This is a genomic window from Kaistia defluvii, assembly GCF_026343955.1.
In the GTDB taxonomy this organism is placed as follows: domain Bacteria; phylum Pseudomonadota; class Alphaproteobacteria; order Rhizobiales; family Kaistiaceae; genus Kaistia; species Kaistia defluvii.
This window is the reverse complement of record NZ_JAPKNI010000010.1, coordinates 23,546-49,374: the sequence shown is the minus strand read 5'-3', so window position 1 is coordinate 49,374 and position 25,829 is coordinate 23,546. Positions and strand designations below refer to the sequence as shown.

The window sequence follows — 25,829 nt, the reverse complement described above, 5'->3', positions numbered from 1 at the left end:
GCGATTGAGACTTCTGTTCAAGATTGCCGGTTCTAGCGACCGGACCCGCGGGAGGCCGCCAGCAGGCTGCGCGCCCTTTCGAGATCGGCGGGAGTATCGACACCGAGCGGCACGGCGTCAACGAGCGCCACGTCGATGCGCATGCCGGCCTCGAGCGCGCGCAGCTGCTCCAGCTTTTCGCGCTTTTCCAGCACCGAGGGCGGCAGCGCGACATAGCGGTCGAGCGCGGAACGGCGATAGGCGTAGAGCCCGATATGGTGCAGCAGCGGCCCTTCGCCCCAGGGCGCCGTGGCGCGGGTGAAATAGAGCGCCCGCAGGCGGTTCGCGTCGATCGGCGAGCCGACGATCTTGACCACGTTCGGGTTGGTGCGCTCCTCCTCGCGGTCGATCAGCGCCGCGATGGTGGCGATGTCGACGGCCGAATCAGCGAGCGGCGCGAAGCAGGCGGCGATCGAGGCCGGCTCGATCGTCGGCAGGTCGCCCTGGACGTTGACGATGACGTCATAATGCCGGGCCGAATCGACCAGGCCAGCCGCCTCATGGATGCGCGCCGAGCCGTTCTCGTGATCGGCGCGGGTGAGCACCGCCTCGCCGCCCGCGCGGCGCACGGCGGCGGCGATATCCGTGTCGTCGGTTGCCACGACCACGGGTCCGATCCGGGCCTCGCTGGCGCGCCGCCAGACGTGGACGATCATCGGAACGCCGTGAATATCGGCCAAAGGCTTGCCCGGAAGCCGCGTCGCCGCCATGCGGGCGGGGATAAGCACCAGGGCCTCGGAGGCGGAAGGCATCAGGTTTTCCTCGAATATTGCCCGGTTTCGGGCCTGTAGGTGTCAAAACGTCTCAATCTGGAAGCGTTCATACGTATTGCACCCAACACTGGAAAGCTTGTAGTTTCCGCGCCACATGCGGGGGAGGTGGCGCCAAGGGGCTGCCGGTTCCCATAGCCTATTTGAAGCGCCTGGGGCCAAGACCGATGGATTCATTCGAACGCAACAAGATTCTCGGCGCGATCCTGTTCACGCTTCTCGTGGTGATGTCGCTGAGCATCTTCGCGGGAGAGATCTATTCGCCGTCCGTTCCGGAGAAACCCGGTTTTGTCATCGAGGTCGCCGAAGAGTCGACGGAAGGTGGCGCGGCCCCGGTCGTGGCGCAGGATCCGCCGATCGCGGTTCTTCTGGCCAGCGCCAAGGTCGATGCAGGCGAAGCCGTCGCCAAGAAGTGCGGCGCCTGTCACAATTTCGTCGAAGGCGCCGGCGCCAAGGTCGGCCCCGATCTCTACAATGTCGTCGACCGGGGCATCGGCTCCGTCGAGGGCTTCAAGTATTCCGCGCCGCTTCAGGCCGCGCATGGCGAAGGCAAGAAGTGGACCTATGAGCACCTCTACCACTTCCTGAAGAACCCCAAGGCCGACATGCCGGGTACCGCGATGGGCTTCGCCGGCCTGCCGAAGCCCGAGGATCGCGCCAACCTGATCGCCTATCTGCGGACGCTGGCGCATGAGCCGGTCCCGCTGCCGGCACCCGAGGCTGCCGCTCCCGCCGAGGCCGCTCCGGCCGCAGCCGAAGCGCCGGCGGCTCCTGCGCCGGATGCGGCTCCCGCGACCGACGCGGCTCCGGCTGCCGAGCCTGCCCCGGCAGCGCCCGCTGCTCCGGCCGCAGAGCCGGCCCCGGCTCCCGCCGCAGAGCCTGCCCCGGCAGCTCCCGCCGCAGAGCCCGCTCCGGCAGCTCCGGCTCCCGCCGTACCGGCAACCGAGCCGGCTCCGGCCCCCGCCGAGCAGCCCGCGACGCCCTAAGTCCCGCGCGTCACTGCGACAATTTCGAAAGGCCGGAGATCATTCTCCGGCCTTTTTCTATTGCCAAGTCGGTTGCATGCGATCACGCGGAGTTGCCCTTCGCGCGATCCGCCTTAGTAATGAGCGTAGTCAGCCGGAGAATCGCGTCCATGAAGTTCGTCGCCGCCGCCCTGCTCAGCCTGTCGCTCCTGTTGCCCGCGACATCCGGCGCGAAAGCGGACGATGTCTGGCGCACATCGACCTCCCTCATCGGCAAGCCGAAATACGAAGACGGCTTCAAGCACTACGACTACGTCAACCCCGATGCCCCGAAGGGCGGTACGCTGAACCAGGCCGCCGTCGGCACCTTCGACAGCCTCAATCCCTATATCGTCCAGGGTAGTCCGGCAGCGGGATTCGCGGCGTTTGGCGGCGGGTTGCTCTACGACACGCTGATGGAGCAGGCGACAGACCAGGCCGGTACGAACTATGGCCTGCTGGCCGAGGCGATCAGCTATCCCGACGATTTTGCCTGGGCCAAGTTTCGTCTGAATCCGAACGCGCGCTGGCATGACGGCAAACCGGTCACGGCGGAGGACGTCATCTGGTCGTTCGAGACGCTGAAGGCCCAGAGCCCGATGTACAACAAGTACTACGCCAATGTGGTGAAGGCGGAGATCACCGGCGATCGGGAAGTGACCTTCACCTTCGACAAGCCGGGCAATCGCGAATTGCCAAACATCATGGGCGACCTCGCCGTGCTGCCGAAGCACTGGTGGGAGGGCACCGACGCCAGCGGCAAGAAGCGCGACATCTCGAAATCGACGCTGGAAATCCCGCTCGGCTCCGGTGCCTACCAGATCGAATCCGTGACGCCCGGGCGCCAGATTGTCTGGAAGCGGGTGACGGACTATTGGGGCAAGGACCTGCCAACCCAGGTCGGGCGCAACAATTTCGATCGCATCAAGGTCGACTACTACCGCGATCCGAATGCATCGTGGGAAGCCTTCAAGAAGGGTGGCCTCGACGACTACCGGCTCGAGAACCGCATCGCGCGATGGATGACGGAGTATAATTTCGACGCCGTGAAGAGCGGCAAGGTGGTGCAGCGCTCCTTCCCGCTGGCCTCCTCCGGCCGCATGCAGGGCTATGTGCTCAATCAGCGCCGCGACAAGTTTCAGGATCCGCGCGTCCGCCAGGCGCTCAACTACGTCTTCGATTTCGAGACGATGAACCGCACCCTGTTCTTCGATAAGTACAAGCGGATCGAGAGCTATTTCGCCGGCATCGACCTCGCCTCCAGCGGCCTGCCGCAAGGCAAGGAACTGGAGATCCTGGAGACGGTGCGCGACAAGGTCCCGCCGGAGGTCTTCACAACGCCGTTCAAGCTGCCGGTCAATGATACGCCGCAGGCGTTTCGCGACAATCTTCGCAAGGCGCTGGCACTGTTCAAGGAAGCCGGCTGGGAGCTCAAGGGCAACAAGCTGGTCAATGCGAAGACCGGCCAGCCCTTTACCATCGAATTCCTGGAGAGCGATCCGTCGTTCGAGCGCGTGGTCGCGCCCTATATCCAGAACCTGAAGCGCATCGGTATCGACGCCAGCTTGCGCATCGTCGATACCGCGCAATATGTCGCCCGCGTGAATGATTTCGACTTCGATGTGGTCTCGACGGTGATCGCGCAATCGCATTCGCCCGGCAACGAGCAGCGCGAAATGTGGGGATCGGCCGCCGCCAAGACGCCGGGCAGCCGCAATCTGATGGGCATTCAGGACCCGGCCGTCGACGCTCTGATCGACCGCGTCGTCTTCGCGACCAACCGCGACGACCTGGTCGCCGCCACTCATGCGCTCGATCGCGTCCTGCTGTGGAACTATTACGTCGTGCCGCAATGGTACAGCGACACGATCAATGTCGCCTACTGGAACAAGTTCGGCATTCCGGAGAAGCAGCCCGAATATGTCGGCATCGACACCTATTCCTGGTGGGTCGATCCGGCCAAGGAAGCGGCGCTGGGGGCCAAGCCTTGAGCGAACGCCCTTCGCCCGAACCGCGCCGCTTGTCCTCGATCACGCGCCGTGCCCTGCTGGGCGGCGCGGCCGTCGGTGCCGCCCTCCCGATGCTCGGCCTGTCGCCGCTCCGCGCCGGCGCCGCCGAATCGACCCGTTCGCACGGGCTTTCCGTGTTCGGCGAACTCAAATATCCCGCCGATTTCCAGCGGTTCGACTATCTGAACCCGGCAGCGCCAAAAGGCGGCAGCTTCATCTTCGCCGCACCAAGCTGGTACTACAATCAGAACGCCTACACCTTCAACACGCTGAACGGCTTCACCTTCCGGGGCGACGCGCCGCCTCGCATCGAGCTCTGCTTCGACACGCTGATGGCATCGGCATCCGATGAACCCGGCTCCGCCTACGGACTCGTCGCGGAAAGCGTCACCGTCTCGGAAGACCGCAATACCTACGCGTTCCGCCTGCGCGACAACGTCAAATTCAACGATGGCTCGGCTCTGACGGCAGACGATGTCGTCTTCTCGCTGCAGACGCTGAAGGAAAAGGGCCATCCCGACATTTCGCAATCGATCCGCGAGATGGTTTCGGTGACGGCGGACGGGCCGCGAGACGTCAGAATCGTGTTCTCCGGCAAACAGAACCGCAAGGTTCCGCTGATCGTCGCTTCGACGCTGCCGATCTTCTCAAAGGCCTATTTCGCCGGCCGCGATTTCGAAGCCTCGACCATGGACCCGCCGCTCGGCTCCGGGCCCTATCGCGTCGGCAAGATCAGCCCCGGTCGCTCGATCGAATATCAGCGCGTCGCCGATTATTGGGGCAAGGATCTGCCGGTCGCCGTCGGCGCCTTCAACTTCGACCGCATCCAGGTCGAATTCTACCAGGATGAAGAGGTGCAGTTTCAGGCCTTCGCCAAGGGCGAGCTGCTGTTTCGCGAGGAACCCTCGTCCAAGACCTGGGCGACGGGCTATGATTTTCCGGCCGCCCGGGATGGGCGCGTGCAGAAGCCGTCTTTCGCGGCCGAGCGCCGGCCCGACATGTATGGCTGGTTCTTCAATCTGCGCCGCGCCAAGTTCGCCGATCCACGCACCCGCCAGGCGATCGGCATGGCGTTCGATTTTCCCTGGACCAACAAGAACCTGTTCTTCGGGCTCTATGTCCGGTCGACGTCGTTCTTCGAGATGTCGGATTTTGCCGCTTCCGGCCTGCCGGGCGCGGAAGAACTGGCGCTTCTCGAACCATATCGCGACCCGCTGCCGGCCGAAGTCTTCGGCCCGGCGGTGATGCCGCCCGAGGCCGATGGCAGCGGGCGCGATCGCAAGCTTCTGCGCCAGGCGGCGACCTTGCTGGCGGATGCGGGCTGGCAGCGCAAGGATGGCGGCCTGGTCAACGCCGCCGGCGAAACGCTGACGCTGGAATTCCTGATCCAGTCGCAGGCTTTCGAACGCGTCCTGTCGCCGCTGATCGCCAATCTCAAAGCGATCGGGATCAACAGTTCGATGCGCATGGTCGACGCCGCGCAGTATCAGAGCCGCAAGAACGCCTTCGATTTCGACGTCATGGCGCAGCGGATCATGTTCGACGCCACGCCGATCGATGGCATCGAGCAGATCTTCGGCTCGGCGAGCGCCGACATTCCCAGCGGATCCAATCTGGCGGGGCTGAAAAATCCCGTTATCGACGCGCTGGTGGCCCGAGCGGCGAACGTCAGAGACCGCGCCGAACTCGTCACATTGATGCGCGGACTGGACCGCGTGCTCCGATCCCTGCATATCTGGTTTCCGGCCTGGCTTTCGACGGCGCATCGCGTCGCCGTCTGGGACAAGTTCGGCTGGCCGGAGACAAAGCCCGACTATGGCTTTTCCCCGGAAACGACATGGTGGCAGGACGAGGCCAAGGCGATCGCCATCGGCAAAGCCGGCTAGGGCGGGAGACAGATGGCAGCCTATATTTTCCGACGCATCCTGCTGATGATCCCGACGATCTTCGGCATCATGGCGATCAGCTTCATCATCGTGCAGTTCGCGCCCGGCGGCCCGGTCGAGCGCGTCATCGCGCAGTTACAGGGCAATGACGTTTCGGCAACCAGCCGGATCGGCGGCGGCGGAGGCGCCGATGCCGGCATGGGCGGTCAGGACCGGACGCTCGGAAGCGCGCCCGTCTCGTCCAAATATCGCGGCGCGCAGGGCCTCGACCCGGAGTTCATCGCCAAGCTCGAGAAGCAGTTCGGCTTCGACAAGCCGCCGCTGGAACGCTTCGGCCTGATGCTCTGGAATTACATCCGCTTCGATTTCGGCCAGAGCTATTTCCGCGACATCAGCGTTCTGGAACTGATCAAGGAAAAGATGCCGGTCTCGATCTCGCTCGGGCTCTGGATGACGCTGATTTCCTACGGAATTTCGATCCCGCTCGGCGTCGCCAAGGCAGTGCGCGACGGCGCCCGCTTCGATGTCTGGACCTCGGCGGTGATCGTCGTCGGCTATGCGATTCCGGGCTTCCTGTTCGCCATCCTACTGGTCGTGCTGTTCGCCGGCGGCAGCTTCTTCGACTGGTTCCCGCTGCGCGGCCTGACCTCCGACAATTTCGCCAGCCTGTCGCTCGGCGGCAAGATCGTCGACTATTTCTGGCATATCGCCCTGCCGATCACCGCCATGTCGCTGTCGGCCTTCGCGACGACGACGCTGCTCACCAAGAACTCGTTCCTCGACGAGATCCGCAAGCAATATGTCGTCACGGCCCGCGCCAAGGGCCTGTCGGAGCGCAAGGTGCTCTACGGCCATGTGTTCCGCAACGCGATGCTGATCGTCATCGCCGGCTTCCCGGGAGCCTTCATCTCCGCCTTCTTCGCCGGCTCGCTGCTGATCGAGACGATCTTCTCGCTCGACGGACTCGGCCTGCTCGGCTTCGAATCCGTCATCAACCGCGATTATCCGGTGGTGTTCGCAACCCTGTTCATCTTCTCGCTGATGGGCTTGGTGATCGGCCTGCTCTCCGACTTGACCTACACCTGGATCGATCCGCGCATCGATTTCGAACGGCGGGATGTCTGACGTGACCGATGTCTCCATTCAAGCCCGCGAGATCGAGCCGCGCCGGCTGGCGCTGTCGCCGCTCAACCTGCGCCGCTGGCGCAATTTCAAGGCGCATCGCCGTGGATACTGGTCGCTCTGGCTGTTCCTGGCGCTGTTCGGGCTGACGCTCGCCTCCAACTTCATCGCCAATGACCGGCCGCTGGTCGCTTCCTACAAGGGCGAACTCCTTCTGCCGGTGTTCGCCGACTATCCGGAGGAGAAATTCGGCGGCTTCCTGGCGACGACCAATTTCCGCGATCCCTTCATCCAGGAAGAGATCAACGCCAATGGCTGGATGATCTGGCCGCCGATCCGCTACTCGTTCGACACCGTCAACAACGAGATGGCGACGCCGGCGCCGGCCCCGCCCTGGTGGATGATCCCCCAGGAGGATCGCTGCCGCGCCTATCCGCTCGGCGACGCCGACCCCAATTGCACGCTCGGCAATTTCAACTGGATGGGCACGGACGACCAGGGGCGCGACGTGGTCGCTCGCCTGCTCTATGGCGTGCGCCTGTCGGTGCTGTTCGGCCTGGTGCTGACGGTCGTCTCCTCGGCCATCGGCATTCTGGCCGGCGCGGTGCAGGGCTATTTCGGCGGCTGGCTCGACCTGATCTTCCAGCGCTTCATCGACATCTGGACCTCGCTGCCCGAACTCTACATCCTGCTGATCATGGCCTCGATCCTGGTGCCGAGCTTCTGGGTGCTGCTCGGCATCCTGCTGCTGTTCTCGTGGGTGCGGCTGGTCGGGTTGGTGCGGGCCGAATTCCTGCGCGCCCGAAACTTCGAATATGTGCGGGCGGCCCGGGCGCTCGGCGTCAAAAACCGCACCATCATCGTGCGCCACGTGCTGCCTAACGCCATGGTGGCGACGCTGACCTTCCTGCCTTTCATCCTGAACGGCTCGATCACGACGCTGACCTCGCTCGACTTCCTCGGCTTCGGCCTGCCGCCCGGCTCGCCATCGCTCGGCGAACTCCTGGCGCAGGGCAAGAACAACCTGCAGGCGCCCTGGCTCGGCCTGACCGGCTTCGTCGTCATCTCGGTGATCCTGAGCCTGCTGGTGTTCATCGGCGAGGCCGTGCGCGACGCCTTCGACCCCAGAAAGACGTTCGGCTGACAGGATGGACAAGACCATGACAGCCGAGACCGGCAACACCGCATCGGGCCAGTCCCCGCTCCTCGCCATCGAGGACCTTTCCGTTCATTTCCTGCAGGGCGAGACCCGCACGGTCGCCGTCGACCGGATCTCGTTTACGGTCGGGCGCGGCGAGACCGTCGCCTTGGTCGGCGAATCCGGCTCCGGCAAGTCGGTGACGGCGCTCTCCATTCTGAAGCTCCTGCCCTACCCCTCGGCCGAGCACCCGACCGGCAAGATCCTGTTCGAGGGCAAGGACCTCCTGACGGTCAGCGACCGCGAACTGCGCAAGGTTCGCGGCAACGACGTCACGATGATCTTCCAGGAGCCGATGAGCTCGCTCAATCCGCTGCATACGATCTCGCAGCAGATCGGCGAAATTCTCAAGATCCATCGCGGCCTCTCCGGCAAGGCGGCCGAGAAGCGTATTCTGGAGCTGCTGGCAGAGGTCGGCATCCGCGACGCCGAGAAGCGCCTGAATGCCTATCCGCACCAGCTTTCGGGCGGCCAGCGGCAGCGCGTGATGATCGCCATGGCGCTCGCCAACGAGCCGGACCTGCTGATCGCCGACGAGCCGACGACGGCGCTCGACGTCACGGTGCAGGCGCAGATCCTGAAGCTGCTCAAGGAGATCCAGACCCGCACCGGCATGGCGCTGTTGTTCATCACCCATGACCTCGGCATCGTGCGCAAGATCGCCGACCGCGTCTGCGTCATGACCAAGGGCAAGATCGTCGAGCAGGGACCCACGAAGCAGATCTTCGACCACCCGCAGAACAGCTATACCCAGCACCTGCTGGCGGCCGAACCCAAGGGCGCCCCGCCGCCGGCCGACGAGACGGCGCCGGTGGTGATCGAGGCGCATGACCTCAAGGTCTGGTTCCCGATCAAGCGCGGCATCTTCCGGCGCACGGTCGACAATATCAAGGCGGTCGATGGCATCGACGTCGCCGTGCGGCGCGGCCAGACGCTCGGCGTGGTGGGCGAATCCGGCTCCGGCAAGACGACGCTCGGCCTCGCCATGATGCGGCTGATCAGTTCCAAGGGCGCGATCGACTTCAAGGGCGAACGCATCGACGGCCGCGGCTTCCAGGCGATGCGCCCGCTGCGGCGGCACATGCAGATCGTCTTCCAGGACCCGTTCGGCTCCTTGAGCCCGCGCATGTCGGTGGGCGAAATCGTCGCCGAGGGACTGCGCGTGCACGAGCCGCAGCTTTCCTTCCGCGAGCGCGAACGAAAGGTGGCGCAGGGGCTGGAGGAAGTCGGCCTCGACCCGGCCACCCGCCACCGCTACCCGCATGAATTCTCCGGCGGCCAGCGCCAGCGCATCGCCATTGCCCGCGCCATGGTGCTCGAGCCGCAATTCGTCATGCTGGACGAGCCGACCTCGGCGCTCGACATGTCGGTGCAGGCGCAGGTCGTGGACCTCTTGCGCGACCTGCAGAAGCGGCATGGCCTCGCCTATCTGTTCATCAGCCACGATCTGAAGGTCGTGCGGGCGCTGGCCAACGAGGTCGTCGTCATGCGCGGCGGCAAGGTGGTCGAGCGCGGCACGTCGGAACAGATCTTCTCCGCGCCCGAGACCGACTATACCCGCGCCCTGATCGCAGCCGCCTTCTCGATCGAGACGGCCCCGGAAGGCATCGTTTCGCAATGACCGAGAAGACCGTTCTGCCCGGCGTCCTGATCGCCTCGGGCAATTGGGCGCCCGAGCCATGGGCGGTACCCTTCGCCAGCGAGCCGGATCGGCCCCTGGCGATCTGGCCCGACGTCCCGGACCGCGAGGCGATCCATTATGTGCTGGCCTGGCGGCCGCCGGCCGAAGCTTTCGCCAATCTGCCGAACTTGCGCGCCGTGTTCTCGCTCGGCGCGGGCGTCGACCATGTGGTCGGCAATGCCGCGCTGCCCGACGTGCCGATCGTGCGGGTCGTCGACCCGGACCTCACCACCCGCATGACCGAATGGGTGACGCTGCAGGTTTTGCTGCACCACCGCCAGCATCTCGCCTATGCGCGCCAGCAGGCGGCACATCAGTGGCGCGAACTGCGCCAGCCGGTCGCCAACGACGTGCGGATCGGCATCATGGGCCTTGGCGAACTCGGCCGCGACGCGGCCGAAGTGCTTGCCCGGCTCGGTTTCCAGGTCGCCGGCTGGAGCCGTTCGGCCAAGGATATTCCGGGGATCGAGACCTTCCATGGCGCGGACGGGCTGACGGCCTTTCTCGGCCGCACCGACATTCTCGTCGTGCTGGTGCCGCTGACGCCGGACACGCGCGGCATTCTCGACGCCTCGGTGTTCGACCGGCTCGCCAGGAATGGCGCGCTGGGCGGGGCGGTCCTGATCAATGGCGGTCGTGGCGGGCTTCAGGTGGAGGCCGACATCCTGGCCGCCCTGGACGACGGCCGGCTGGTCGGCGCCAGCCTCGACGTGTTCGAACCGGAGCCGCTCGGCCCCGACAGCCCGTTCTGGAGCCATCCGCGCGTCGTGCTGACCCCGCATGTCGCGGCCTCGAGCGAGGCGAGCGTGCTGGCCGACGGTATCCACCGCCAGATCCTCGATTTCGAGGCGGGAAAGCCGTTGGCCAATCTGGTGGATGTTTCGCGCGGCTACTGACGTGTTTTCGCGGCCGGAGACGCGGGTCCGGCCCGGGCGGAAGCCGTTCGCCACCTCCCGAGGCGCGGGATTGCGGCTAGCCGTGCTGGCTGAGACCCTCATAGGCCGGAACCCGCACCGTGGTCGCCGCGCGTTGCGCGTTGGCGCGAGCCTCGTCCGAGGCCAGACGCAGCAGATAGGCGAGATCGTGCATCTCGTGCTGCTTGGCCAGATTGCTCAGCTGATCCGACAATTCTTCAATGTATTGCGCGGTGGCCTGCATCTTGTTCCTCCTGTCACGCCCCAAACGGCGCGCTTGGTGCGAAGGACGCTCGCTGCGCCGCATGCCGCCCCCTTGGCTGACAGACTAGGCAGGATGGGCAGGAGGGACATACCTCAAATGAGGTAAGCAGCCGCGTTGCGCGGCGATCCCGTCGATTCATCCAAAAGACGGCCGACGGACCGCCGTGACGAGAGAGCCGGCCCCTTCATAGCGGGCGAGCACGTCCTGGAATGGTTCGGAAACCACGGCCATGTGAAAACCGCTGGCGTGCAGCAGCGTTTCGGGGTCGCGCAGGATGCCGACATGGCCCTGCCAGAAGACCAGATCGCCCCGGCGCAACGCACCGGCAATTGTCCCGTCGACCGGATGACCGATCGCCTGTTCCTGCTGGTCGGTATCGCGCGGGACCGGCAGGCCGGCCGCCGCCAGCGACAATTGCACCAGGGCCGAACAGTCCAGGCCGAGGCTGGTCCGTCCGCCCCAGAGATAGGGCGTCTCGAGAAAGCGTTCGGCAACGGCGACGAAATCCGGTTCAGCAGGCTGCTCCGGCGCCGCGACATGCCGGGCGACGACAGCGCCGCTGAAATCCGCCAGCCACAAAAACCGGGTACCGCGTGTCTCCGCCGCCTTGCCAAGCGACAGCAGGCTGCCGATCGACAGCGCGGCCACGGGCGGGAACTTCATGTCGGCGGCGGGATAGACGAAGGTCCGCAGCGCGGTAACTCGGTGGGTCGGCGCGGGATCGACAGGGCCGAGCGCATCCGAAGCGACGAAGCCGACATAGGAATCCGTCTCGGCCTGGATCCAGGCCCAGCCCTCGACCGTCTCCTCGAACACGCGCACCTGTTCGCCGCGAAGCGCCTCGCTGTCGATCATCGCGTCGGGGCGCGGCGCGCGGCGGATCGGGGTCGAGGCGACCGCGATGCGGCGAAGCTCGCCCTCGACGAAACGCGACGCTTCGACCTGACCCTGAAGCCTGCTGTCGGCGAGATCGGGCCGATGGGCATTGATACGCGCATCCAGCGTCAAAACGGCAGTTCCCTGTGCCGGGCGATGACGAGATCGCCCAATCGTTCGACGGCAAGGGCGCCGGCGACGGTCCTTTGGATCACGACATTGCGGCGATCCTTGGCATCGCGGTGCCGGCTGACCAGGCCGAGCCGCCCCATCGTATCGAGCGCGCGTGTGATCGCCGGCTTGGTGACGCCAAGCTTGGCGGCAAGCCCGCGCACCGTATGCGGCGGCATTTCGAGATAGACGGTGAGAAGCACGGCCATCTGGCGTGCCGAAAGATCGTGCTCGCCGTCGCGGACGAGATCGAGCGTGACGTCATGCCAGAGGCGAAGCGCCTGCGTTGGACGCAGTTCGACAGGCATGAACGGCTCCCCTGCAACATCCGCGATCGTTTCGGACCCGTTCTATTTAAGCGTCGCGCTGCGATGGCCACAAGGCCTGATCGCAGCGCGGGCTCCGATTGCACCGATCGCGCGCACCGAGCCGAGCTATTCGGCGGCGAAACGTTCCTGGATCAGCGAGAACAGCGCACGGATGGCCTGTGCCTCGCCGCCTTCCGGCTTGCCGGGCTTGCCCGAGGGGTTCCAGGCATAGATGTCGCCATGGATCCAGGGGATCGACTTGGGAACGAAACGATCGAGGAAAAGTGCCGCCGTGATCGCCCCGGCGAAGCCGCCGGCGCCGGCATTGTTGATGTCGGCGATCTTGGAGTCGATCATGGATTCGTAGGGCGCCCAGAGCGGCAGCCGCCAGAGCGGATCCAGGCTCAGCGCGGCATGGCGCGCGAGGTCCGCCGCGAGCGCGTCGTCATGGGTGAAGACAGCCGGCAGTTCGGGGCCGAGCGCGACGCGCGCCGCCCCCGTCAATGTCGCCAGGTCGATCAGCAGGGCCGGATTCTCCTCGGCGGCGACGGCCAGCGCATCGGCGAGGATCAGGCGGCCCTCGGCGTCGGTATTGCCGATCTCGACCGTGACGCCGCCGCGCGAGCGCAACACGTCGCCGGGCCGGAAGGCGGGCCCGGAGATGGCGTTTTCGACGGTGGGAACCAGAAGACGCAGCCGCACGGGCAGCTTCGCCTCCATGATCATGTGCGCCAGCCCCATCGTGTTGGCGGCGCCGCCCATGTCCTTCTTCATCAGCAGCATGCCGCTGGACGGCTTGATGTCGAGCCCGCCGGTATCGAAGGTGACGCCCTTGCCGACCAGCGTCACCTTCGGATGCGAGGGATCGCCCCAGACCAGATCGACCAGGCGCGGCTCGCGATCCAGGTCGGCGGCGCGGCCGACGGCGTGGATCATCGGCAGATTGGCGGGAAGCAGATCCGAGCCGACGATTTCGCTGACCTTGGCGCCGAAGCGCGCGCCGAGGTCGTGGATCGCGCCGGAAAGCTCGGCCGGGCCGAGATCGCTGGCCGGCGTGTTGATGAGATCGCGCACCATGGCGATGGCCCGCGCCATGCTCCGGGCCCGCGTCGGGTCGGCGCCCTTCGGCACGACCAGCCGCGGGATCGGCGAAGGATTGCTCTTGTAGCGCTCGAAACGGTAATTGCCGAGCGCCCAGCCGACTGCGCCCAGCATCGGGTCCGGCAGATCGGTAACGAAGTGATAGTCGCCCTGCGGCAGGATCATCGGCAGCTTTCCGGTGATCAGCGGCGCGGCGCGGCGGCTGTCGGCCCGCCCCAGCCCGAACAGCACGCGGCCAATGACGCCGCGCGTGTCGGCTATGATCGTGACGGCGCCGGCCGATGCATCGAAGCCGGTCGAGCGCGCCCAGGCAGCCTCGACATCTCCGATGGATGCGAGCAGGGACTCCAGACCTTCTGGATCCACCGCATGAATCGGAATGGCGACGTCGGAACGGTCGATTAGGCTGTCGCTCACTTCAATCATCCTTGCCTTGCTGGCCTCGATTCGAAATCGGCGCAGATCATGGCCCCGGCGCGCCGACGGATCAATTGCGCCGCGATGACGCTGCCCGCCACCGGGATCGTGCCAAACGGTTTGTGGATGATGGCTGACCCGCCAGGAATTTGAGCTAAGGTGGGCAGGGGCGTCGTTCCGGCCATCCCGCGAAGGATATCATGCCAGCTGCTGTCGAAGTTATGCTTGACGATCGGACGGCGTCGCCGCGCGAAACCGTGATCCTCGATGGCTCCCCGCTGCGTCTGTCGACGCTTTCGCTGATCGGCCGCGGCCTGCTGCACGCCGTGCCCTGCGAAGTGCGCCTGGTCGAGGTCGCGAACGCCTATGAGGCCGTGCGCGGAGCGGTCGAGGGCGGGCGCCAGCTCTATGGCGTGACGACGGGCGTCGGCGCCATCAAGGACCGGTCGATCCCGCTGGCCGCCTCGGCCGATCGCACCGATCTGGTCCGAGCCCATCACTTTGGCGTCGGCGAGCCGCTGCCGCCGGAGATCGTCCGCGCCGGCATCGCCATCCGCGTCAACACGGCGCTTTCCGGCATGGTCGGCTGCAGCCCGGAACTCGTCCGTGCCTATGTCGCGGCGCTCGACGCCGACATCGTGCCGGTCGTGCGCCGGCTCGGCTCGATCGGCGCCGCCGATATCGGACTGATGAGCCAGGTCGCGACGGCGCTGGCCGGCGAGGGGCAGGTCTTTCATCGCGGCGTTCTGAAATCCGCCGAGGAGGCGCTGCGCGAAGCCGGACTGACGCCGCTGGTCTTCCGGCTCAAGGACGCCCTTTCCGCCGTCAGCACCAACGCGCTGACGGTCGCCAGCGCCGGCGCGACGCTGATCGAGGCCGCGCAGCTGATCCGCGTCGCCATGGCGACCGGCTCCAGCGCCGCCGCCGCGCTGCGCGCTTCGCCCGAGCCATGGCGGGTGGCAACGCGCATCGGCTCGCCGCGCGAGGCGGCGGCAGGAACCGTGCTGATGGCGGTGGCGGATGCCTTTCCCTGGGCGCCGGCCACCCATCTGCACGATCCGCTCAGCCTGCGCATGATGGCGCAGATCTTCGGCGCCTCGGCCGGGGTCGTCGCCTTCGCGGCCGCCAGCGTCGAGGCCGCGACCGCACGGCCGGACGACAATCCCGTCGTCATCGACGGCATCCCGATGACCTCGGGCGGGTCGCTGCCGCTCGAACTGGCGCTGACGCTGCAATCGGTCGGGCCGGGCCTGGCGCATCTTGCCCGCAACATCCTCAACCGCATCATCCTGATCGCCAATGGCGGGCGCGGCGTTTTGCCGGCCAATCTCGTCTCGGAGACGACGGACGCCACCGGTTTCGGGCCGCTGGTCAAGCTGGCGGGCGACCTCGCCAGCCGCGTCATGGCCGACCTGGCCCCGGTTTCCGCCATGCCGCTGCTGATCGCCGGCGGCATGGAGGACGAGGCCATGTTCGCGCCGCTGGTCGTCGAACGCCTCAACCGGCAGATCGCCTCGCTGAAGATGCTGACGGCGATCGAGGCGCTTCTGGCCGCCCAGGGCCTCGACATGCAGGGGCTGAAGCCGGCCGGGCTGGTCGGCATGGTCTATGATTCCGTCCGCTCCGAAGTGGCCTTCCTGGAGAAGGATCGTGCGCTTTCGCTCGATATCGAGACCATCGAACGCAACCTTTTTCAGCCTGCGCTCTTGGAAACAGTCAGAAATTTCTACGAATCCATCACGACGGATGAGCTCATTTTCTCGCGTTGACGCGCGCGGAACCCTAAGAAGTACGATGCTCGCCCAGACCACCGACAGTAGAGGAACTTCCGCCATGAAAGCTCTGAAGACCATCGCGGCAGCGGCCGCGATCCTGGCCTCGATCGGCGGGGCGCACGCAGCCGACGTCGTCGTTTCGTCGAAGATCGATACCGAAGGCACGCTGCTCGGCAACGTCATCGCCCAGGTGCTCGAGGCGAACGGCATCACGGTCGAGGACCGCATCTCGCTCGGCGGCACGCCGGTGGTGCGCAAGGCGATCACCGCCGGCGAAATCGATATCTATCCGGAATATACTGGCAACGCGGCCTTTTTCTTCAACAAGGCGGACGCCCCCCTCTGGAAGGATGCGGCCAAGGGCTTCGAGACGGCAAAGACGCTCGACTATGACGCCAACAAGATCGTCTGGCTGTCGCCCTCGCCCGCCAACAACACCTGGGCGATCGGCCTTCGCGGCGACGTCGCCGAAGGCAACAAGCTGAAATCGCTCAGCGATTTCGGCAAGTGGGTGTCCGGTGGCGGCAAGGTGAAGCTGGCCGGCTCGGCCGAATTCGTCAATTCCGCCGCCGCCCTCCCCGCCTTCCAGACCGCCTATGGCTTCTCCCTGAAGCCGGAGCAGCTGCTGGTTCTCTCCGGCGGCGACACCTCGGCGACGATCAAGGCGGCGGCCGAACAGACCGACGGCGTCAACGCCGCCATGGTCTATGGCACGGACGGCGCCATCCAGGCGGCTGGCCTGGTCGTGCTCGACGACGACAAGGCCGTGCAGCCGGTCTATGCCCCGGCGCCGATCATCCGCGAGGAAGTGCTCAAGAAGTTCCCCAAGATCGAGGAAGTGCTGAAGCCGGTCTTCGCCTCGCTCGATCTCAAGACCCTGCAGGAACTGAACGGCCGCATCCAGGTCGGCGGCGAGCCTGCCAAGGACGTCGCCAAGGCCTATCTGGCCCAGAAGGGCTTCGTGAAATAGGCGCGACAACGCGCTTCACGTGAAACCCGGACGGCGAAGGAGACGCGCCGTCCGGGCCGCTGTTAACAGCCGCCGGCCTGTTAGCTCCCCGTTAACCTTGCGATGCGCCGATTTACCCCTAAGCTCTTGCGCAACGAGAGGGAGCCATCCGGCGTGACGGAAGCGAGCGAGACCGCAGCCCAGCCCCTGACCGCGCGCCTCGACCGCGTCGGCATCGTCGTCGCCGTGATCGCGATCGTCGGCATGGACTGGCAGTCCTTCGCGACGCTGAAACCCAACCGCCTGATCTCCGGCCAGGGCCTCAGCCTCGCCCAGTCGCTGCCGACGCTCTGGGCGGCGATCGGCATCGCCCTGCTGTCGATCGCCACCATCGTCGCCGTGCTGCGGACCGGCGCGCTGCTGCGGCTGGCGGTGGGCATCGGGTCACTGCTGCTGCTGGCCGTGCTGATCGGGATCGTTCCGGCGACGGTCGTGCCACCCGACAACAGCTATGCCCGGGTGTCGCCCGCCGCCGGCTTCTGGCTGATGGCCTTCGCCTTCGCCGTGCTGACCACCGACGCCATCGCCAAGCTGCAACTGGGGCCTCTCGCGCGGCTCCCCATGCTGGCGGGGGCCGCCATCGCGGTCGCCCTCATCCTCGGCTCCGGCCATTGGGACGGGCTGTCGATCCTGAAGGAATACGCCACCAACGCGCAGAAATTCTGGCGCGAGGGGGCCAAGCACATCGAGCTGGCGCTGGGATCGCTCGCCGCCGCCGTCGTCATCGGCCTGCCGCTCGGCATCGCCTGCCACCGCAACGCCACGCTGCGCGGCATCACACTGCCGGTCCTCAACGTCATCCAGACCGTGCCGTCCATGGCGATGTACGGGCTGATGATCGTGCCGCTCGGCCTGCTCGCCGCCTGGTCGCCGCTCGCCGCCTCGCTCGGCATTCGCGGCATCGGCACGGCGCCGGCGCTGATCGCGCTGTTCCTCTATTCGCTGCTCCCGGTCGTCGCCAACACCGTCGCCGGCCTCGGCGAGGTGCGCCGCTCGGTGGTCGAGGCGGCCGAGGGCATGGGCATGACGAAATTCCAGCGCCTGTTCCAGGTCGAGCTGCCGCTGGCGCTGCCGGTCATCCTCACCGGCATCCGCATCGTGCTGGTGCAGAATATCGGCCTCGTCACCATCGCCGCGCTGATCGGCGGCGGCGGCTTCGGCACCTTCGTGTTCCAGGGCATCGGCCAGGCCGCCACCGACCTCGTCCTGCTCGGCGCGGTTCCCACCATCGCGCTCGCCTTCACCGCCGCCATCCTTCTCGATGCGGCCATCGAGCTTTCCGAAAGGCGCCGGCTTTGATCGAACTCGAACATGTCAGCCGCCGCTTCGGCGACCAGCTCGCCGTCGACGACGTCTCCTTCTCCGTCGAGCGCGGCACCATCACCGTCATCGTCGGCACCTCCGGCTCCGGCAAGTCGACGACGCTCAGGATGATCAACCGGCTGATCGAGCCCAGCGCCGGCACGATCCGCATCGACGGCAAGGACACGGCCTCCGTCTCCGGCGAGGTACTGCGCCGCGGCATCGGCTATGTCATCCAGGGCAACGGCCTGTTCCCGCACTGGACCGTCGCCCGCAACATCGCCACCGTGCCGACGTTGCTCGGCTGGGATTCTTCGCGCATCGCCAAAAGGGTCGATGAGCTTCTGACCCTGTTCAGCATGAAGCCGGAAGAGTTCGCGCAGAAGTTTCCGCACCAGCTTTCCGGCGGCGAGCAGCAGCGCGTCGGCGTCGCCCGGGCGCTGGCGGCCGAGCCAGGCCTGCTGCTGATGGACGAGCCGTTCGGCGCGCTCGACCCGATCATCCGCGCCAAGGCGCAGGAAGATCTGCTCGCCGTGCAGCAGCGCCTCGGCATCACCGTCGTGCTGGTGACGCATGACATGGAAGAAGCGATCCATCTCGGACACAGGATCGCGGTCATGGATGGCGGCCGGCTGCTGCAATATGCGCCGCCGGCGGAAATCCTGGCGCGACCCGCGCATGGCTTCGTCGAAAAGCTGGTGAACGGCGTCGACCGACCGTTCCGGCTGCTGTCGCTCGCGCCCGTCTCGTCGATCGTCGAGCCCGGCACGGCGGAGGGCCCGCCGATCGCCGCGACCGCCACGCTGCGCGATGCCTTGTCCGAGCTGCTCTGGCACCAGCGCGACGCGCTGCCGGTGGCGAGCGCGGACGGCACGCTGGTCGGCCGCGTCTCGCTCGCGGCGCTGCGCGCCCATGCCGGGGCCGCCGCGTGAGCCGCATTATCGGACCCCTCGCCCGGCTGGCGACGCTGGCCTTACTGCTGGCGCTCATCCTCAAGCCCGACTGGTTCGTGCCGGTTTTAAAACCGTTCACCGAAAACGGCGCGCCGGTGATCTACAATCAGGGCAGCCTGCTCAGCCTGACGCTCTATCACCTCGGCCTTGTCGCCATCGCCAGTCTGATCGGCACCGCGCTGGCGCTGGTCATGGGCGTATTCGTGACGCGCAAGGTCGGCGCCGAGTTCCTGCCGCTGTCGCGCAGCCTGGTCAATATCGGCCAGACCTTCCCGCCCGTCGCGGTGCTGGCGCTGGCCGTGCCGGTGGTCGGCTTCGGGCTGAAGCCGACCCTGATCGCGCTGGTGCTCTACGGCCTGCTGCCGATCTTCGAGAACACCATTACCGGGCTCAAGGAAGTGCCGGCGAATGTCGTCGAAGCGGCGCGCGGCATGGGCCTCAACCCGACGCAGCAGCTGTTTCGCGTCGAGCTGCCTTTGGCGCTTCCCGTGATCCTCGCCGGCATCCGGCTGTCGGTCGTCATCAACATGGGCACGGCGACGATCGGCTCGACAGTCGCCGCGAAGGGGCTTGGCGAGGTGATCATCGCCGGGCTTCTCACCTCCAACACCTCGTTCATCCTGCAGGGCGGCATCATCGTCGCGCTGCTGGCGGTGCTGATCTATGACGCGCTGTCGATCCTTGAGCGCCGGGTGGCCAGGCGGACAGGGCGGCTGGCGGAGGTGGCGGGGTGAGGGCTTTGGCGACGAGCATGTCGAGCGAATGGATGGTTCGCTCGCGCGGCTGTCAGGCGTCCAAGCCGATTGAGAGGCTCCGCCATCATCCTGAGGTGCTTCGCGTCAGCGAAGCCTCGAAGGAGGCTCCAGTGGGCATTTCGGCTTGCAAACCAAGTCACGACCCCGCCGAAATCACCTGCATTCAGAGCGTTCGCTGGACCCTCCTTCGAGGCCCGGCTTTGCCGGGCGCCTCAGGATGATGAGCGAGTTTTGATTGTGGGCCGGACACTCAGTGGCGTCTCGAACCACGCACCCAGCGCGCAACAGGGAAAGCGCAAGCAAAGCCTCTCACCCTACCCTCTCTCCCAAGCGGGCGAGGGTTTTTGGCCGGCGCTCTTCACAAAGATCGAGCGCGGCAGAACTCCCTATCCCGCATGCCAAGAGCCCCCTCCCCGAAAGCGCCACGCGCTTTCGACCCTCCCTCAAGGGGAGGGTTCAAGCGAAGCGCAATTTGGCTAAGAGCCACCCGGATCGATCAGCAGAGGTTTGCCGGCACGGCGTGCTCATCCTGAACCGTCCCCTTGAGGGAGGGTCAAAACCAGCCTGCCGGCTTTGGGGAGGGGGAAACCTTGCTGGGCCAACCATTGACCTGACTGACCGCGCAGCCCTCATGTTGAGCAAGCAGCCCAAACGCAAATCGGCCTTCCCATTTCGTCGGCAAAGCCGTCAACATGGCGACCAGCCTGCGTCGCGGGTGCAGCGAGTCGCAATCTCCCTTCCCGACAACCGCCGGTGACGCCATGAGCGATTTCGATCTCGTCCTGTCCGGAACCGTCGTCACCGCCGACCGCGTCATCGAGGGCGGGTTCGTCGCGGCGCGCGGCGGCAAGATCGCCATGGTCGGCCAGGGCGCGGCGCCCTCGGCGCGGGAAAAACACGCGCTCGGAAAGGCGCTGATCCTTCCGGGCGCCATCGACGCGCAGGTGCATTCGCTGAGCCAGAGGGACCAGGAGGATTTCATCTGGTCGACCCGCTCGGCCGCGGCCGGCGGCGTCACCACCATCGTCGACATGCCCTATGACGAAGGCAACCTCGTCTGCTCGGCCGAAGCGGTGCAAAGGAAGCTCGACCATGCCGGGCCGCAGGCGCGCGTCGATTTCGCGCTCTATGGCACGATCGACCCGGAGGAAGGCACGGCGCGCATCCGCGAAATGGCGGCGGCCGGCGTCGCCGCGTTCAAGTTCTCCACCTTCGGCACCGATGCCAAGCGGTTTCCCCGCATTCCCCCGGCCCTGCTGGCGGAATGCTTCGCCGCGATCGCGCCAACGGGGCTGACCGCCGGCGTGCACAACGAGATCCACGAGGCGGTCGACGCGCATATGGCGCGGGTGCGCGCCTTAGGGATCACCGACTGGCGGGCACACGGCCTGTCGCGGCCGCCGATCACCGAACTCCTCGCGGATGTCGAGATTTTCGAGACCGGCGCGCTCACCGGCTGCCCGGCGCATGTGGTGCATTCCTCGCTGGCGCGCGGGGCGGAGCTCGCGGCGCGCTACCGGGCCGAGGGCCATGCCGCCTCCGTCGAGGTCTGCATCCACTATCTGACGCTGGACGAGGAGCACGATGTCTGCCGGCTCGGCGGCAAGGCCAAGATCAATCCTCCGATCCGGCCGCGCGCCGAGGTCGAGGCGCTTTGGCGGCAAGTGGCCCTCGGCCATGTCGACCTCGTTTCGACCGATCACGTCTCCTGGTCGGAGGACCGCAAGACCAAGCCCGCCATGCTGGACAACGCCTCCGGCGTGCCGGGGCTGGAAGTCCTGCTGCCGCTCTTCGTCAAGGGCGCGATCGAACGCGGCATCCCGCTCACCTGGGCGGCGCGGCTGATGGCCCGCAACCCGGCCCGGCATTTCCGCATCGCCGACCAGAAGGGCGCGCTGGAGATCGGGAAGGATGCCGACATCGCCGTGCTGACGCATGAACCGGCGCTCTATGATGCGGCGGCGAGTGGGCATAATGTGGTGGGCTGGAGTCCGTATCACGGCATGACGCTCCCCTGGCGGGTGAGCGGCACGTTCCTGCGCGGAATCCAGGTCTTTGACGGGCGTTCCGTGCTGGCCGAACCTGGTTCGGGCCGGTTCGTGCGTCCGCCCCCCACCCTGCCGACCGAGACCTGATTCTCCATGCGCAACAACCTGCCGATCGACGAGACCCGGCTCTGGGACGATCTGATGGCGCTCGCCGAACGGACCGATCCCGGGCGGCCCTGGACCCGTCGCGCCTTCACGCCGATGTTTCTCGAAGGCCGCGCCTTCGTCGCCCGGCGCATGCAGGAGGCCGGGCTCGCCATCCGCCTCGACGCGGCCGGCAACCTGATCGGCCGGCGCGAGGGCCGCTTTCCCGACCACAAGACCATCGTCATCGGCTCGCACAGCGACACCGTGCCGGATGGCGGCCGCTTCGACGGCACCGCCGGCGTCATGGCCGGCATCGCGGTCGCCCGCAGCCTGCAGCAGGACGGCGCCGAGCTCGACCACCCGTTCGAGGTGATCGACTGCCTGGCGGAAGAGGTCTCGATCTTCGGCCTCTCCTGCATCGGCAGCCGCGCCATCGCCGGGCTGCTGACGCCCGAGCAACTGGAACGGCCGGAGCCCGATACCGGGGAGGTGCTGCGCGACGCGATCGACCGCATGGGCGGCGACGTTGCCTATCTCGCCGAGGCGCGGCGCGACGACATCGCCGCCTATCTCGAACTGCATATCGAGCAGGGGCCAATCCTGCAGGACGAGCGCCGCGACATCGGCATCGTCACGGCGATCTCCGGCATCACGCGGCTCGAGATCGTCATCGAGGGCCGCGCCGACCATGCCGGCACGACGCCGATGCACCTGCGCCAGGACGCGCTGGCCGGCGCCGCCGCCGCCGTGTCGGTCATCGCCAAGGATGCGAGCCGCCGCGCCAAGGCGGGGCACGGGCATTTCGTCGCCACGGTCGGCGAATTCCGCGTCGAGCCCAACGCCGCCAATGTCGTGCCCAGCCGGGTGACGCTGCTGGTCGATGCGCGGGCCGAGGAACGCAGCTTCATGGAAGGCTTCGTCGCCGAATTGCGGCCCCTGATCCTGCGCGCCATGGCCGGCACGGGCGCGCGGATCACCGAATTCCGCGCCATTTCGGACAACCGCCCGGCGCTTTCCGATCCGTTGCTGCTCGACGTGCTGGAGCAATCGACCGAGGCGCTGGGGCTGGCGCCGCGCCGCATGGCCTCGGGCGCCGGCCACGACATGGCCTGGTTCTCGCGCATCGCCCCCTCGGCTATGATCTTCGTTCCCTGCAAGGATGGCCGGAGCCATACGCCGGAGGAATGGTCGGAGCCGGGCGAGATCGCCGCCGGGGCGGCGGTGCTGCTCGACGCGGTGCTGCGCCTCGATACCCTGCTCGCCTGAAGGAGGACCGCATGGGCCGCATCCTGACCGAGAAAGACGTCGAACCCGCCGTGCGCGGCGGCTCGGTCTATGCCGCCGGGGGCGGCGGCTGGGCCGACCATGGCCGCATGCTGGGGCTCGCGGCCGTGCGCATCGGCAAGCCGGAACTGGTCAGCGTCGACGAACTCGACAAGAATGACTGGGTCGCGACCGCCGCCGCGATCGGCGCGCCGGCCGGCACCACCCAATGGGAGATGCAGGGCGTCGACTATGTCCACGCCGTGCGGCTGCTGCAGGAAGCGCTGGGCGAGCCGCTGGCGGCGCTGATGGTGGGCCAGAACGGCCGCTCCTCGACGCTGAACGGCTGGCTGCCCTCCGCCATTCTCGGCACCAAGGTGCTCGACGCCGTCGGCGATATCCGCGCGCATCCGACCGGCGACATGGGCTCGATCGGCCTCGCCGCCTCGCCCGAGCCGATGATCCAGACGGCAGTCGGCGGCAACCGGGCCGACAACCGCTATATCGAGCTGGTGGTGCGCGGCGCGACCGCCAAGGTGTCACCGATCCTGCGCACGGCCTCCGACATGTCGGGCGGCTTCATCGCCTCGGCGCGCAATCCGGTCCGCGCCAGCTATGTGCGGAAAAACGCGGCGCTCGGCGGCATCTCGATGGCGCTGGCGCTGGGCGAGGCGATCGTCGCGGCCGACGGCAAGGGGGCCGGCAAGGGCAGCGGCACCGCCGTCATCGACGCGATCTGCAAGGTGACGGGCGGCCATATCGCGGTTTCCGGCCGGATCGCCCGCAAGGACGTCGTCTACACCAACGCCGCCTTCGACATCGGCACGGTGGTGATCGGCGCCGGCGACAAGGCGACGACGCTGCATGTGATGAACGAATATATGGCGATCGACGATGCCGGCGGCACCCGGCTCGCCACCTTCCCGGATGTCATCACCACGCTCGACAAGGATGGCGAGCCGCTCTCGGTCGGGCAATTGCATGTCGGCATGACGGTGCATGTGCTGCATGTGCCCGGGGCGATCCTCCCGCTTTCGGCCGGCGTGCTCGACCCCTCCGTCTATCCGCCGGTGGAAGCCGCGATGGGCATCGAGCTCGCGCGCTATGTGTTCGCGGACGAACCGAAGAAGAGGAAGCGGAAGAAGAAATAATGGTCAATCCCCGCTATCCCGTCACCTCGGGAACGATGCTTCGCTGCAAGGGCTGGCGGCAGGAGGGCCTGCTGCGGCTGCTCGAAAACGTGCTCGCGGTCGGCGAGGACCCGGACAGCCTGATCGTCTATGCGGCGCTCGGCAAGGCGGCGCGCAACTGGGCGGCGCATGACGCCATCGTCCGGGCACTGAAGACGATGGACGAGGACGAGACGCTGATCGTCCAGTCCGGCAAGCCGATCGGCATCCTGAAGACGCAGGTGCAGGCGCCGATCGTCATCATGGCCAATTGCAACATCGTCGGCCAATGGGCCAAGGCGGAGTATTTCTACGAGCTGGAGCGCAAGGGCCTGATCTGCTGGGGCGGGCTGACAGCCGGCGCCTGGCAATATATCGGCAGCCAGGGCGTCATCCAGGGCACCTACGAGATCTTCATGCGCATCGCCGAGAAGCATTTCGGCGGCGATCTCGCCGGACGCTTCATCCTGACCGCCGGCCTCGGCGGCATGGGCGGCTCGCAGCCCTTGGCCGGTCGCATGGCCAACGCCGCCATCCTCACCGTCGACGTCGACCCCGAACGGGCGGAGAAGCGCAAGGCGATCGGCTATGTCGACGAGATCGCGCCCGACCTCGACACGGCGCTGCAGCGCATCGCGCATGCCCGCCACCACCGCGAGCCGCTCTCCATCGCGCTGGTCGGCAATGCGGCCGAGATCTATCCCGAAATCTTTCGGCGCGGCATCGTGCCCGATATCGTCACCGACCAGACCTCGGCGCATGACCTCGTCTATGGCTATGTGCCGGCCGGGATTTCGCTCGCCGAAGTGCGGGCATTGCGTCAGAGCGATCCGACAAGACTCATGGCGCTCTCCCGCGCGTCCATCGTCCCGCATGTCCGCGCCATGCTCGATTTCCAGAAGCATGGCTCGGTGGTGTTCGACAATGGCAACCTGATCCGCACCCAGGCGCGGGAAGCGGGCGTCGAAAACGCGTTCGACATCCCGATCTTCACCGAGGCCTATCTGCGGCCGCTCTTCGCCCGCGCCATCGGTCCGTTCCGCTGGATGGCGCTTTCCAACGATCCCGACGACATCCGCCGCATCGACGACCTGGTGCTGGAGCGCTTTCCCGACAACGCCATCGTCACCAACTGGATACGCCTCGCGCGCGAAAACGTGCCGTTCGAGGGCCTGCCGGCGCGGATTGCCTGGCTCGGCCATGGCGCGCGCACCGAACTGGCGCTCGCCGTCAACGACCTGGTGGCGGCCGGCGCGCTCTCCGGCCCGATCGCCTTTTCGCGCGATCACCTCGATGCCGGGGCGATGGCGCATCCCAACATCATGACGGAAAATCTTCGCGACGGGTCGGATGCGATCGCCGACTGGCCCTTGCTCGACGCGATGACGCTCTCGGCCTCCGGCGCCGATCTCGTCACGGTGCATTCGGGCGGCGGCGGCTATGCCGGCTACATGACCTCGGCTGGCGTGACGCTGGTCGCCGACGGCACGCCCGCCGCCGGCGAGCGCCTGGCCCGCGCGCTCACCAACGACACCTCGCTGGGCGTGATGCGCTATGCCGACGCCGGCTACGAGGACGCCCTCGACGAGGCGGATCGCAAAGGCATCCGCCGCTTCGACGTGCCATCGGAGAAGGTGGTGCGGCGGGGGGGTTGAGCTGAGCCTCAAAAAGCGACGAGCTAATGCTCGACGTTGGCACTGCATCAGT

21 protein-coding genes are annotated in these 25,829 nt (G+C 66.7%); 16 read left to right on the top strand and 5 right to left on the bottom strand.

Annotation, left to right across the window (positions count from 1 at the left end; genetic code table 11):
- Nucleotides 1–32: 32 nt before the first annotated feature.
- Entirely contained in the window at nucleotides 33–791 is a 759-nt protein-coding gene (locus OSH10_RS20135; RefSeq protein WP_266334033.1) for a 3-deoxy-manno-octulosonate cytidylyltransferase, read from the bottom strand.
- Between the two features lie 185 nt (nucleotides 792–976).
- On the opposite strand from OSH10_RS20135, the gene OSH10_RS20130 reads away from it, so the two are divergent.
- The 7 genes from OSH10_RS20130 (at nucleotide 977) to OSH10_RS20100 (ending at nucleotide 10,605) form a co-directional block, all read left to right on the top strand.
- Nucleotides 977–1,795, top strand: coding sequence for a c-type cytochrome (locus tag OSH10_RS20130; RefSeq protein WP_266334031.1), 819 nt, complete (start codon nucleotides 977–979; stop codon nucleotides 1,793–1,795).
- A gap of 149 nt (nucleotides 1,796–1,944) precedes the next feature.
- Complete coding sequence (locus OSH10_RS20125) at nucleotides 1,945–3,804, top strand: extracellular solute-binding protein (protein WP_266334030.1); 1,860 nt, start codon at nucleotides 1,945–1,947, stop codon at nucleotides 3,802–3,804.
- Complete coding sequence (locus OSH10_RS20120) at nucleotides 3,801–5,708, top strand: extracellular solute-binding protein (protein ID WP_323181642.1); 1,908 nt, start codon at nucleotides 3,801–3,803, stop codon at nucleotides 5,706–5,708. The genes OSH10_RS20125 and OSH10_RS20120 overlap by 4 nt, the downstream gene beginning before the upstream one ends.
- A gap of 12 nt (nucleotides 5,709–5,720) precedes the next feature.
- Nucleotides 5,721–6,833 (top strand): microcin C ABC transporter permease YejB, encoded by a 1,113-nt coding sequence (locus OSH10_RS20115; RefSeq protein ID WP_266334028.1) that lies wholly within the window; start codon nucleotides 5,721–5,723, stop codon nucleotides 6,831–6,833.
- Nucleotides 6,826–7,974, top strand: a complete 1,149-nt coding sequence (locus OSH10_RS20110) for an ABC transporter permease (protein ID WP_266334026.1) — start codon at nucleotides 6,826–6,828, stop codon at nucleotides 7,972–7,974. The genes OSH10_RS20115 and OSH10_RS20110 overlap by 8 nt, the downstream gene beginning before the upstream one ends.
- 16 nt (nucleotides 7,975–7,990) lie before the next feature.
- On the top strand, nucleotides 7,991–9,649 hold the full coding sequence (locus tag OSH10_RS20105) for an ABC transporter ATP-binding protein (RefSeq protein WP_266334024.1): 1,659 nt from the start codon (nucleotides 7,991–7,993) through the stop codon (nucleotides 9,647–9,649).
- Nucleotides 9,646–10,605, top strand: coding sequence for a 2-hydroxyacid dehydrogenase (locus OSH10_RS20100; protein ID WP_266334022.1), 960 nt, complete (start codon nucleotides 9,646–9,648; stop codon nucleotides 10,603–10,605). Before OSH10_RS20105 ends, OSH10_RS20100 begins: the two co-directional genes overlap by 4 nt.
- A 76-nt stretch (nucleotides 10,606–10,681) precedes the next feature.
- On the opposite strand, the gene OSH10_RS20095 is transcribed toward OSH10_RS20100, so the two are convergent.
- The 4 genes from OSH10_RS20095 to OSH10_RS20080 all read right to left on the bottom strand — a co-directional run bounded on the left by OSH10_RS20095 (nucleotide 10,682) and on the right by OSH10_RS20080 (nucleotide 13,761).
- Complete coding sequence (locus OSH10_RS20095; RefSeq protein WP_266334020.1) at nucleotides 10,682–10,867, bottom strand: hypothetical protein; 186 nt, start codon at nucleotides 10,865–10,867, stop codon at nucleotides 10,682–10,684.
- A 156-nt stretch (nucleotides 10,868–11,023) separates the two neighbouring features.
- Complete coding sequence (locus OSH10_RS20090) at nucleotides 11,024–11,896, bottom strand: C40 family peptidase (protein WP_266334018.1); 873 nt, start codon at nucleotides 11,894–11,896, stop codon at nucleotides 11,024–11,026.
- A complete protein-coding gene (locus OSH10_RS20085) occupies nucleotides 11,893–12,243 on the bottom strand; it encodes a MarR family winged helix-turn-helix transcriptional regulator (RefSeq protein WP_266334016.1) in 351 nt (116 codons plus the stop codon). Before OSH10_RS20085 ends, OSH10_RS20090 begins: the two co-directional genes overlap by 4 nt.
- A 126-nt stretch (nucleotides 12,244–12,369) precedes the next feature.
- The gene (locus OSH10_RS20080) at nucleotides 12,370–13,761 is read right to left on the bottom strand and encodes a leucyl aminopeptidase family protein (RefSeq protein ID WP_266334015.1); all 1,392 of its coding nucleotides are present in this window, start codon (nucleotides 13,759–13,761) and stop codon (nucleotides 12,370–12,372) included.
- 200 nt (nucleotides 13,762–13,961) lie between these two features.
- Here OSH10_RS20080 and OSH10_RS20075 point away from each other — a divergent pair, with 200 nt between their 5' ends.
- From OSH10_RS20075 to OSH10_RS20035, 9 genes are all read left to right on the top strand, one after another.
- Complete coding sequence (locus OSH10_RS20075; protein ID WP_266334014.1) at nucleotides 13,962–15,530, top strand: aromatic amino acid lyase; 1,569 nt, start codon at nucleotides 13,962–13,964, stop codon at nucleotides 15,528–15,530.
- A gap of 64 nt (nucleotides 15,531–15,594) precedes the next feature.
- Complete coding sequence (gene osmF / locus OSH10_RS20070; protein WP_266334012.1) at nucleotides 15,595–16,506, top strand: glycine betaine ABC transporter substrate-binding protein OsmF; 912 nt, start codon at nucleotides 15,595–15,597, stop codon at nucleotides 16,504–16,506.
- Nucleotides 16,507–16,692: 186 nt separating this feature from the next.
- Complete coding sequence (locus OSH10_RS20065; protein ID WP_266334215.1) at nucleotides 16,693–17,844, top strand: ABC transporter permease; 1,152 nt, start codon at nucleotides 16,693–16,695, stop codon at nucleotides 17,842–17,844.
- Nucleotides 17,841–18,779 carry an ABC transporter ATP-binding protein gene (locus tag OSH10_RS20060; RefSeq protein WP_266334010.1) on the top strand — a complete coding sequence of 313 codons (939 nt, stop codon included), beginning with the start codon at nucleotides 17,841–17,843 and terminating at the stop codon, nucleotides 18,777–18,779. The genes OSH10_RS20065 and OSH10_RS20060 overlap by 4 nt, the downstream gene beginning before the upstream one ends.
- A complete protein-coding gene (locus OSH10_RS20055; RefSeq protein ID WP_266334008.1) occupies nucleotides 18,776–19,534 on the top strand; it encodes an ABC transporter permease in 759 nt (252 codons plus the stop codon). The genes OSH10_RS20060 and OSH10_RS20055 overlap by 4 nt, the downstream gene beginning before the upstream one ends.
- 782 nt (nucleotides 19,535–20,316) lie before the next feature.
- Nucleotides 20,317–21,690, top strand: a complete 1,374-nt coding sequence (locus OSH10_RS20050; protein WP_266334006.1) for a dihydroorotase — start codon at nucleotides 20,317–20,319, stop codon at nucleotides 21,688–21,690.
- 6 nt (nucleotides 21,691–21,696) lie between these two features.
- Nucleotides 21,697–22,956 carry a Zn-dependent hydrolase gene (locus OSH10_RS20045; RefSeq protein WP_266334004.1) on the top strand — a complete coding sequence of 420 codons (1,260 nt, stop codon included), beginning with the start codon at nucleotides 21,697–21,699 and terminating at the stop codon, nucleotides 22,954–22,956.
- Nucleotides 22,957–22,967: 11 nt separating this feature from the next.
- Nucleotides 22,968–24,104: a DUF917 domain-containing protein gene (locus OSH10_RS20040; protein ID WP_266334002.1), complete on the top strand. Its 1,137-nt coding sequence runs from the start codon at nucleotides 22,968–22,970 to the stop codon at nucleotides 24,102–24,104.
- The gene (locus OSH10_RS20035; protein ID WP_266334000.1) at nucleotides 24,104–25,777 is read left to right on the top strand and encodes a urocanate hydratase; all 1,674 of its coding nucleotides are present in this window, start codon (nucleotides 24,104–24,106) and stop codon (nucleotides 25,775–25,777) included. The genes OSH10_RS20040 and OSH10_RS20035 overlap by 1 nt, the downstream gene beginning before the upstream one ends.
- Nucleotides 25,778–25,829: the final 52 nt, after the last annotated feature.

Coding starts and splice junctions, on each gene's coding strand:
- OSH10_RS20135 (WP_266334033.1), bottom strand. CDS start 791: ATGCCTTCCGCCTCCGAGGCCCTGGTGCTTATCCCCGCCCGCATGGCG.
- OSH10_RS20130 (WP_266334031.1), top strand. CDS start 977: ATGGATTCATTCGAACGCAACAAGATTCTCGGCGCGATCCTGTTCACG.
- OSH10_RS20125 (WP_266334030.1), top strand. CDS start 1,945: ATGAAGTTCGTCGCCGCCGCCCTGCTCAGCCTGTCGCTCCTGTTGCCC.
- OSH10_RS20115 (WP_266334028.1), top strand. CDS start 5,721: ATGGCAGCCTATATTTTCCGACGCATCCTGCTGATGATCCCGACGATC.
- OSH10_RS20110 (WP_266334026.1), top strand. CDS start 6,826: ATGTCTGACGTGACCGATGTCTCCATTCAAGCCCGCGAGATCGAGCCG.
- OSH10_RS20105 (WP_266334024.1), top strand. CDS start 7,991: ATGACAGCCGAGACCGGCAACACCGCATCGGGCCAGTCCCCGCTCCTC.
- OSH10_RS20100 (WP_266334022.1), top strand. CDS start 9,646: ATGACCGAGAAGACCGTTCTGCCCGGCGTCCTGATCGCCTCGGGCAAT.
- OSH10_RS20095 (WP_266334020.1), bottom strand. CDS start 10,867: ATGCAGGCCACCGCGCAATACATTGAAGAATTGTCGGATCAGCTGAGC.
- OSH10_RS20085 (WP_266334016.1), bottom strand. CDS start 12,243: ATGCCTGTCGAACTGCGTCCAACGCAGGCGCTTCGCCTCTGGCATGAC.
- OSH10_RS20075 (WP_266334014.1), top strand. CDS start 13,962: ATGCCAGCTGCTGTCGAAGTTATGCTTGACGATCGGACGGCGTCGCCG.
- osmF (WP_266334012.1), top strand. CDS start 15,595: ATGAAAGCTCTGAAGACCATCGCGGCAGCGGCCGCGATCCTGGCCTCG.
- OSH10_RS20050 (WP_266334006.1), top strand. CDS start 20,317: ATGAGCGATTTCGATCTCGTCCTGTCCGGAACCGTCGTCACCGCCGAC.
- OSH10_RS20045 (WP_266334004.1), top strand. CDS start 21,697: ATGCGCAACAACCTGCCGATCGACGAGACCCGGCTCTGGGACGATCTG.
- OSH10_RS20040 (WP_266334002.1), top strand. CDS start 22,968: ATGGGCCGCATCCTGACCGAGAAAGACGTCGAACCCGCCGTGCGCGGC.
- OSH10_RS20035 (WP_266334000.1), top strand. CDS start 24,104: ATGGTCAATCCCCGCTATCCCGTCACCTCGGGAACGATGCTTCGCTGC.